An 8,914-nucleotide genomic window follows, 5' to 3' on the forward strand; every position below is an offset into this window, starting at 1 on the left:
ATCTGCCCGATCTGGCGGGATGACGCCTCGATCGCGCTCATCGCCGCGACCGCGCGCTGCACGATCTCGCCCGAATGATCGGTCTCGGAGCGCGCGTCGCCGACCAGTTTCCGGGCCTCGCCGGTGCCGGCGGCGGTGCGCCGCACGGTGGCGGTGATCTGTTCCAGCGCCGCGGCCGTCTGTTCGAGCGTCGCGGCCTGCTGTTCGGTGCGGCGGGCCAGATCGTCCGACGCCGCGGTGATTTCCTGCGCGCCCGAACGCACCGCGTCGGCGTTGCGGGCGATCATCGCCATCGCGTCGTGAAGCTGGCGGATCGCGCCGTTGAAGTCGGTGCGGAGCTTTTCGTATTCCGCGGCCAGCTTCTCGTCGAGCCGGAACAGCAGGTCGCCGCCGGCGAGGCGCTCGAGGCCGGTGCCGAGGGCGGCGATCGCGTGCGCCTGCTGGTGGGCGCGCGTGACACGCTCGGCATCGAGGGCGCGCCGCGTATCCTCGGAAAGCTGCCGCAGGGCGATCGCTTCCCCGGCCGTCCTGACCTGCTCGGCGAGCACCTTCCGCAGGGAATCGAGATCGGCGCGGATGCAGGCCATGCTGCGCGGATCGCCGGTCACCGTCCCCTCCGGCAGGTCCAGCTTCCTGACGCCGACGAAGATGATCGCGATCGTCTCGTGGTTGGCGATGACCGGCTCGTAGATGGCGAAATAGGGTTCGCCGAGGATTTCAGCCTCGCCGCGATAGGTCTTGCCCATGCCGAGCACGGCATCGTGGATCGGGCCGGGGGCGAGTCTCGTGCCGACCGCGCGGGTGCCGTCCGGCTTCTGGACATTCGTGGCCACCCGGACGTCGCGCATGAAGATGGTCACGGCGCCGCCGTATTGCGTCTTGATCTCGTCGACGACACGATCGTCGCCATTGATGCGGTAGGCGCCGAACCAGAGTTCGTCGTTCTCGATGCGCGCCGGGCCGAGGGCCGCGAGACGGGCGCGCAGGCCATCGATGTTCCGGTCGAGCCCGTTCTGCGCGACCATGTCGCGATGCGCCTCGCTCGCGGCGATCGCCACGGCGTTCAGATCCCGCGCGAGGGCGGAGATGCGGCGGCGGACGCCGAGCAGAATGGCGGCGATGGCGCCGGCCGCGGCCAGGACGATGCCGGCCAGTATCCAGACCATCGTCACCGGCCCCGCGACCGGCCGGCGGACGGGACGACAATCCTGACGGGATGGCGTTTCATGGATCGGGCTCCCCTTGACAGGCTGGGCCTAGCAGCGTGGATCACCGACCCCGCATAGCAGGCGGGACTTAATGAAAGCCTAATTTCACGGCACGGCCGTGGGATCGCGGCTGACGCGCACGAGTTCCACCCGGCGGCCGTTCATCGCCAGCACCTCGAAGCGCCAGCCGCCGAAGGCGATCGCGTCGCCCTGGCGCGGCACGCGCTTGAGCAGGGCGAGCAGGAAGCCGCCCAGCGTGTGATACGAGCCGTGGGCGGGCAGGTTCTCGAGCCCGAACTTGTGCGCCACCTCGTCGATCGGTTCGAGACCGTCGAGCTCGTAGCGGTCGGGCGCGGGTTCGCCGGCCTCGCCATAGCCCGCCTCCTCGACATCGCCGACGATCGCCTCGAGCAGGTCGCCCACCGTCACCATGCCCTCGAAGCTGCCATATTCGTCGAGCACGAAGGCGACGCCGAGCGGGTCGGATTTCAGGCGCTCCAGCGCATCGAGCGCGGAGATCGCGTCCGGCACGGCGAGCGGCTGGCGCAGCGCGGTGGCGATCGAGATGTCCTTGCCGTCCAGCATCCGGTCGAGGATGTCCTTGGCCTGGACGATGCCGACCACATTGTCGATGCTGCGGTCGCAGACCACGAAGCGGGAATGCGGCGCGGCCTTCAGCGAGGAGATCACCTGGCCGCGCGGGGCGGTGCGGTCGAGCCAGGCGATGTCCTGCCGCGGCGTCATGATCGCGCGGATCGGCTTGTCGGCGAGGCGCATGACCCGCTCCATCATGTCCCGCTCCTCGTATTCGAGCATGCCGGATTCGGTGCCCTCGGCGAGGATGGCCTTCAGCTCCTCCTCGCTGATCGCCCGGCGGTGCGGATCGACCGGGCCGAACAGGCGCAGCACCAGATCGGAGGTGAAGCCGAGCAGCCAGACCAGCGGCGAGGCGGCGCGGGCGAACATGTCGATCGGCCAGGCGACGAGGCAGGCGATCCGCTCGGCATTGCGCAAGGCGAGTTGCTTGGGCACGAGTTCGCCGAAGACGAGGGTGAGCAGCGTGACGCCGACGACGGTGAGCGTCAGCGCGATCGTGTCGGCGAGCGGGGCGAGCGGGCGGATCAGCGCGATCGCCGGCGCCAGCGAATGGGCGAGTTGCGCCCCGCCCACCACGCCGGTCAGCACGCTGATCGCGGTGATGCCGATCTGCACCGTGGGCAGGAAGCGCTCGGGCGTCTCGGCCAGCAGGCGCGCGCGCTCGGCGCCGCGCACGCCTTTTCGGGCGAACAGCGCGAGCGCCGCCTTGCGGGACGACACCAGCGCCATCTCGGCGAGGGCGAATCCGGCATTGAGCAGGATCAGCAAGGTCAAAATCAGTATCAGAACAACAACGTGCATACCTTACTTCAGTTCTGACATGAACCCAGGACAACGAAACCGAGCTTCACCGGCGTAACGATCTCCGATCCAGCAGCATAGCGGATGCGCAGGACATGAACCACACGCCACTCTTTAGCCATAATCCAGCCGACGCGATGCCGCACTGCACCGTCATGGGAGATGTTCAACGCGGACTTTTTCCGCGGGTCAACCGGATGATGGTTCATGACGCATCTCGCGCGCCTCCGCCCGATCGCTCCCCGGGTCAGCCCCCGCCAGACCAGGGCGGGCTGGCGTCACCCGGGCACATGGCTTGCAGCTCTTGGCGCTGCGGGCGCCACCTTTGGCATCTGGGCCGCGCTGAACCGTCCCGTGACGAACCTGCCGCCCTATCGCGGCGAAATCGGCGGCTTCGCCTTCTCGCCCTTTCACGCCGGCGAAAGCCCGCAGAGCGGGATCTACCCCTCGATCGCCCAGATCCGGTCGGACCTCGCACTCGTCGCGAAGCACACGCATGACATCCGGACCTACACCGTCCAGGGCGATCTCGGCCAGATTCCGGCGCTCGCCGCCCCCTACCACCTGAACGTCACGCTCGGCGCCTGGATCGACCAGCATCCGAAGGCGAACGAGGCCGAGCTGAAGAAGGTGGTCAAGGTCGCCAACGCCAATGCCGACGTGAAGTCGGTCATGGTCGGCAACGAGGTGATCCTGCGTCGCAACCTCACGGTGCCGGAACTCGCCGCCGACATCGAATACGTGAAGAAGCGCGTGCATGTGCCGGTCTCCACCGCCGAGCCCTGGCATGTCTGGCTGCACCACCCCGAGCTTGCGAAGTCGGTCGACTTCATCACCGTGCATCTGCTGCCCTACTGGGAGGGCGTGCCCGAGAAGGACGCCGTGCAGTATGCGCTGATGCGGCTGCACGAGGTCGAGAAGCGCTTCCCCGGCAAGAAGGTGGTGATCGGCGAGATCGGCTGGCCGTCGGACGGCATCGATATCGGCGCCGCCCGCGCCTCGCGCGTGCTGCAGGCCCGCTTCCTGCGCGATTTCTTCAACATCGCGCAGAAGCAGCATCTCGACTATTTCGTGATGGAAGCGTTCGACCAGCCCTGGAAGACCAGCTTCGAGGGCCGCGCCGCCGGCTACTGGGGCATGTGGTCGCTCGACCGCCAGGCCAAATGGTCGCTCACCGGCCCGGTGCAGCAGAACCGCGCCTGGCTCGCCTGGGCGCTCGGCTCCAGCCTGCTCGGCTTCCTCGTCACCCTGCTGATGCTCGGCGTCAGGCCCGACATCCGCTGGCCCGGCAAGATCCTGTTCGCGGCCCTGGTGCAGGGCTTCGGCGCCGCCCTCGCCTCGCTGCTGATGACGATGGGCGAGACCTATCTCTCCTGGTCCGCCGCCGCGGTCTGGGCCGCGCTCGCCGCCGGCCAGGCGCTGCTGCTCTTCCTGCTCGTCGCCGACAGTTTCGACCTCGTGGAAACCCTGTTCGGCCGGGTGCGGATGCGCCATTTCGAGCCGGTGCCCGCGGCCCCCGGCACGAAACTGCCCAAGGTCTCGCTGCATCTCGCCATCTGCAACGAACCGCCCGAGATGGTGAAGCAGACGCTGAACGCCCTCGCCGCCCTCGATTACGAGAATTTCGAGGTGCTGGTGATCGACAACAACACCAAGGACCCGGCGGTATGGGAACCGGTGGCGGCGCATTGCGCGCGGCTCGGCAAGCAGTTCCGCTTCTTCACCCTCGGCAAGCATCCCGGCTACAAGGCCGGCGCGCTGAACTTCGCCCTGCGCGAGACCGCGCCGGATGCCGAGATCGTCGGCGTGCTCGACTCCGACTATATCGTCGACCCCGACTGGCTGCGCTGCATGGTCCCCGCCTTTGCCGACCCGAATGTGGGCTTCACCCAGTCGCCGCAGGACTACCGCGACAATGACGGCTCGCTCTTCAAGCGGATGATGTTCTGGGAATATGCCGGCTTCTTCCATATCGGCATGGTCAACCGCAACGAGCGCAACGCGGTCATCCAGCACGGCACGATGACGCTGATCCGCAAGGCGGCCCTCGATGCCGAGGGCGGCTGGGCCGAATGGTGCATCACCGAGGACAGCGAGCTCGGCCTGCGGCTGTTCCGCGAGGGTTACGAGGCGGTCTATTCCAAGCGGAGCTTCGGCCGCGGCGTGATGCCGGACGATTTCAACGCCTTCCGCAAGCAGCGCTACCGCTGGGCCTATGGCGCGATGCGGATTTCCCGCCGGCACTGGAAGGCGTTCCTCTCGCCCTTCGACCGCACGCTGACGATCGGCCAGCGCTGGCACTTCGTCACCGGCTGGCTGCCCTGGATCGGCGATGCGCTGGGTCTCGCCTTCCTGCTGCTGGGCCTCGCCTGGTCGGCCGGTCTGATCCTCGATCCGGTGCGGTTCGAATTCCCGATCCTGCTGTTCATGCTGCCCTCGATCGGCCTGTTCGCCTTCAAGATCGTGCAGATTTTCGCGCTTTACGCCGCGCGGGTGCCGTGCGGCGTGGGCGACCGGCTGGGGGCGGCCGTCGCCGGGCTCGCGCTCTCGCACACGATCGGCAAGGCGGTGTGGAAAGGCCTGTTCACCAACTCGCTGCCCTTCATCCGCACGCCGAAGATGGAAAACGCGCCCGCCCTGGTGCAGGGGCTGGTAATGGTGCGCGAGGAGCTGATCCTGCTTGCCCTCACCTGGGCGGCGCTGCTCGGCGTCGGCTTCGGGCATCACTGGGCCACGCCGGAAAGCCGGCTCTGGTGCGCGGTGCTGTTCACCCAGTCGCTGCCCTATCTGGCCTCGGTCCTGGTCTCGATCATCGCGTCGATGCCGGCGAAGGCGCCGAAGCGGACGCGGATCAAGGCGCCGGCGCTGCTGCCGCAATCGCGGATGCCGATCAGCGCGCGCACCGCGGCCGGCGACTGACCGCGCTTCCTCCGGCTGAAACGAAAACGGGGCGGCAGGCGCAAACCTGCCGCCCCGATCCTTTTCCGGCCCGGATCAGCCGCCGAGCTTGTCGAGCTCGCGCAGCACCGCGTCGCCCATCGTCCGCGTGCCGATCCGCGCCGTGCCCTTCTGCTCGATATCCGCGGTGCGCATGCCGCTGGCGAGCACGTTGGAGACGGCGGCTTCGATCGCCGCCGCGTCATCCTGCATGTCGAAGGAGTAGCGCAGCAGCATCGCGAGGCTGAGGATCTGCGCCAGCGGATTGGCCAGGCCCTTGCCGGCGATGTCCGGCGCCGAGCCGTGGATCGGCTCGTAGAGCGCATGCCGCCGCCCCGCCGCATCCGGCGCGCCGAGCGTCGCCGAGGGCAGCATCCCGAGCGAGCCGGTCAGCATCGAGGCCAGGTCGGAGAGCAGGTCGCCGAACAGGTTGCCGGTCACGATCACGTCGAACTGGCGCGGATTCTTCGCCAGCTGCATCGCGCAATTGTCGGCGTACATGTGCGAGAGCTGCACGTCAGGATATTCCGCCGCGCCGAGGGCGGTGACGGTCTGCCGCCAGAGCAGGCCGGATTCCATCACGTTCGCCTTCTCGACGCTGGTCAGCCGCCCCTGCCGCTTGCGGGCCAGCTCGAAGGCGACGCGCGCCACCCGCTCGATCTCCGGCGTGGTGTAGACCTCGGTGTTGATCCCGCGCTTCGTGCCATCCGGCAGGGTCTCGATCCCGCGCGGCTCGCCGAAATAGATGCCGCCCGTCGATTCCCGGACGATCATGATGTCGAGCCCGCGCACGATCTCGGGCTTGAGCGGGCTCGCGTCGATCAGCGCGTCGAACACCGGCGCGGGGCGCAGGTTGGCGAACAGGCCGAGGCGCTTGCGCAGTTCGAGAATGGCGATTTCCGGCCGGTTGTCGAAGGGCTGCGAATCCCATTGCGGCCCGCCCACCGCGCCGAACAGCACGGCGTCCGCCTCCAGCGCGCGCTCGATCACCGGTTCGGTGATCGGCTTGCCGGTCGCCTCGATCGAGGCGCCGCCGACGAGGTCCTCGGCGAGTTCGAACCGCGCCCGGCCGCTGCGCGCCAGCCAGTCGATCACCCGGCGGGCTTCCGCCATCACCTCGGGGCCAATGCCATCCCCCGGCAGGAGCAGCAGTTTCCGGTTCGCAATCATGGTCGTCTCTCCCTTGGGGTCGCGTTCGGCGGTGGTGGAGCGGGGCGGGCGGATCAGACGGTCTCGATCCGCGGCCGCCAGGCCGCGCCGTCCAGCTTCGCCTCATAGGCGTCGATCGAGGGCGCCTTCTCCAGCGTCAGGCCGATATCGTCGAGCCCCTCCAGCAGGCAGCGCTTGCGGAACGGATCGATCTCGAACCCGTAGGTCTCGCCATCCGGCCGCGAGACGGTCTGCGCCGCGAGATCGACGATGATCCGCGCATTCGCCCCCGATTCCGCATCCTCCATCAGCGCCTCGCATTGTTCGCGCGGCAGCACGATCGGCAGGATGCCGTTCTTGAAGCAGTTGTTGAAGAAGATGTCGGCGAAGCTCGGCGCGATCACGCAGCGGATGCCGAAATCCAGCAGCGCCCAGGGCGCGTGCTCGCGCGACGAGCCGCAGCCGAAATTCTCCCCGGCGACGAGGATATGCGCCTGCCGGTAGGGCTCGCGGTTCAGCACGAAATCCGGGTTCTCGCTGCCATCCTCGTTGTAGCGCAGCCCGGCGAAGGCGTGCTTGCCCAGCCCCGAGCGCTTGATCGTCTTGAGGAAGCGCGCCGGGATGATCTTGTCGGTATCGACATTCGCCATCCTGAGCGGGGCGGCGACCGCCTCCAGCCGTTCGAACCTGTCCATCATGCCATCTCCCGCGGATCGGCGAGCGCGCCGGTAATTGCCGAGGCCGCCGCCATCGCCGGCGACACCAGATGCGTGCGCCCGCCCGGCCCCTGCCGGCCCTCGAAATTCCGGTTCGAGGTGCTGGCGCATCGCTCGCCCGGCTTCAGCTTGTCGGGGTTCATGCCGAGGCACATCGAACACCCCGCCTCGCGCCATTCGAACCCGGCATCGAGAAACACCTGGGCGAGGCCCTCGGCTTCGGCCTGCGCCTTCACCAGCCCCGAGCCCGGCACCACCATGGCGCGGACATGGCCGGCGACCTTCTTCCCCCGCACGATCCCGGCGGCAACCCGCAAATCCTCGATCCGCGAATTGGTGCAGGAGCCGATGAACACCGCGTCGATCTTCGTGCCCTTCAGCGCCTGCCCCGGTGCGAGGTCCATATACTGCAACATCCGCTCCATCTGCGCCCGGCGGCCGGCATCCGGCTCGGCCGCGGGGTCGGGCACGTGGCCGGTGATCGGCACCACCGTCTCCGGGCTGGTCCCCCAGGTCACCTGCGGCACCAGGGCGGACGCATCGATCGTCACCACCCGGTCGTACTGCGCGCCCTCGTCGGAGGCGAGCGTCCTCCAGTAGTCGATCGCCCGCTCCAGCGCCTCGCCCTTCGGCGCGTAGGGCCGGCCGCGCACATACTCGAACGTCGTCTCGTCCGGCGCGATCAGCCCGGCCCGCGCCCCCGCCTCGATCGACATGTTGCAGACGGTCATCCGCCCCGCCATGTCGAGCGCGCGGATCGCCTCGCCGGCATATTCGATCACGTGCCCGGTGCCGCCGGCGGTGCCGATCTCGCCGATGATCGCCAGCACGATGTCCTTCGCCGAGCAGCCCGGCGGCAGCGTGCCATCCACCCGCACCAGCATGTTCTTCGCCGGCTTCTGCAACAGCGTCTGCGTCGCCAGCACATGCTCGACCTCGGAGGTGCCGATGCCGAAGGCCAGCGCACCCATCGCGCCATGGGTCGAGGTGTGGGAATCGCCGCAGACGATCGTCATCCCCGGCAACGAGATCCCCTGCTCCGGCCCGATCACGTGAACGATGCCCTGCCGCGCGTCGGTCACCGGAATATAGGGCACGCCAAAGGCGGCGACATTCTGTTCGAGGGTCGCGACCTGCAGCGCACTCTCCGGCTCGGCGATGCCGGCGGCGCGGTCCTCGGTCGGCACGTTATGGTCGGCGACCGCGATGGTCGCATCCACCCGCCGCACCTTGCGCCCGGCCATCCGCAGCCCCTCGAAGGCCTGCGGGCTGGTCACCTCATGGACGAGATGCCGGTCGATATAGAGAACCGCAGTGCCGTCCGGCATGCGATCGACGACATGCGCCGCCCAGATCTTGTCGAACAATGTCGAAGCCATGCGTGCGTCCTCCGGCTCAAGGTGCCGGACCGGGCGGGAATCACCCGCGCCCGACATGAGCGTCACGCTCCGGACACCTTCAAGGTTTCGGTCAGAGCGGCATCGGGCGGCAGACGCGCAAGCGCCC

General features: G+C 68.4%; 7 protein-coding genes. 1 reads left to right on the forward strand and 6 read right to left on the reverse strand.

Going from position 1 to position 8,914, the window contains the following annotated elements:
* From APM_RS10970 to APM_RS21495, 3 genes are all read right to left on the reverse strand, one after another.
* Positions 1-1,166, reverse strand: a 1,166-nt coding sequence (locus tag APM_RS10970; protein ID WP_039888340.1) for a methyl-accepting chemotaxis protein, incomplete at its 3' end; no start/stop codon positions are given.
* A 147-nt stretch (positions 1,167-1,313) separates the two neighbouring features.
* Complete coding sequence (locus tag APM_RS10975) at positions 1,314-2,606, reverse strand: hemolysin family protein (RefSeq protein ID WP_007423445.1); 1,293 nt, start codon at positions 2,604-2,606, stop codon at positions 1,314-1,316.
* A gap of 8 nt (positions 2,607-2,614) precedes the next feature.
* Positions 2,615-2,815: a hypothetical protein gene (locus APM_RS21495; RefSeq protein WP_138919191.1), complete on the reverse strand. Its 201-nt coding sequence runs from the start codon at positions 2,813-2,815 to the stop codon at positions 2,615-2,617.
* On the opposite strand from APM_RS21495, the gene APM_RS10980 reads away from it, so the two are divergent.
* On the forward strand, positions 2,814-5,525 hold the full coding sequence (locus tag APM_RS10980; protein WP_039888337.1) for a glycosyltransferase: 2,712 nt from the start codon (positions 2,814-2,816) through the stop codon (positions 5,523-5,525). The two genes, APM_RS21495 and APM_RS10980, sit on opposite strands and share 2 nt — an antisense overlap.
* A 75-nt stretch (positions 5,526-5,600) precedes the next feature.
* On the opposite strand, the gene leuB is transcribed toward APM_RS10980, so the two are convergent.
* Genes leuB through leuC form a run of 3 tightly spaced genes read right to left on the reverse strand, consistent with a single transcriptional unit; the run spans position 5,601 to position 8,787 of the window.
* Positions 5,601-6,713 (reverse strand): 3-isopropylmalate dehydrogenase, encoded by a 1,113-nt coding sequence (leuB, locus tag APM_RS10985; protein ID WP_007423447.1) that lies wholly within the window; start codon positions 6,711-6,713, stop codon positions 5,601-5,603.
* Positions 6,714-6,766: 53 nt separating this feature from the next.
* The gene (leuD, locus tag APM_RS10990; RefSeq protein WP_035186728.1) at positions 6,767-7,387 is read right to left on the reverse strand and encodes a 3-isopropylmalate dehydratase small subunit; all 621 of its coding nucleotides are present in this window, start codon (positions 7,385-7,387) and stop codon (positions 6,767-6,769) included.
* Positions 7,387-8,787 carry a 3-isopropylmalate dehydratase large subunit gene (gene leuC, locus APM_RS10995; protein ID WP_007423449.1) on the reverse strand — a complete coding sequence of 467 codons (1,401 nt, stop codon included), beginning with the start codon at positions 8,785-8,787 and terminating at the stop codon, positions 7,387-7,389. The genes leuD and leuC overlap by 1 nt, the downstream gene beginning before the upstream one ends.
* Between the last annotated feature and the right edge of the window lie 127 nt (positions 8,788-8,914).

It is taken from the genome of Acidiphilium sp. PM, assembly GCF_000219295.1.
GTDB lineage: Bacteria > Pseudomonadota > Alphaproteobacteria > Acetobacterales > Acetobacteraceae > Acidiphilium > Acidiphilium multivorum.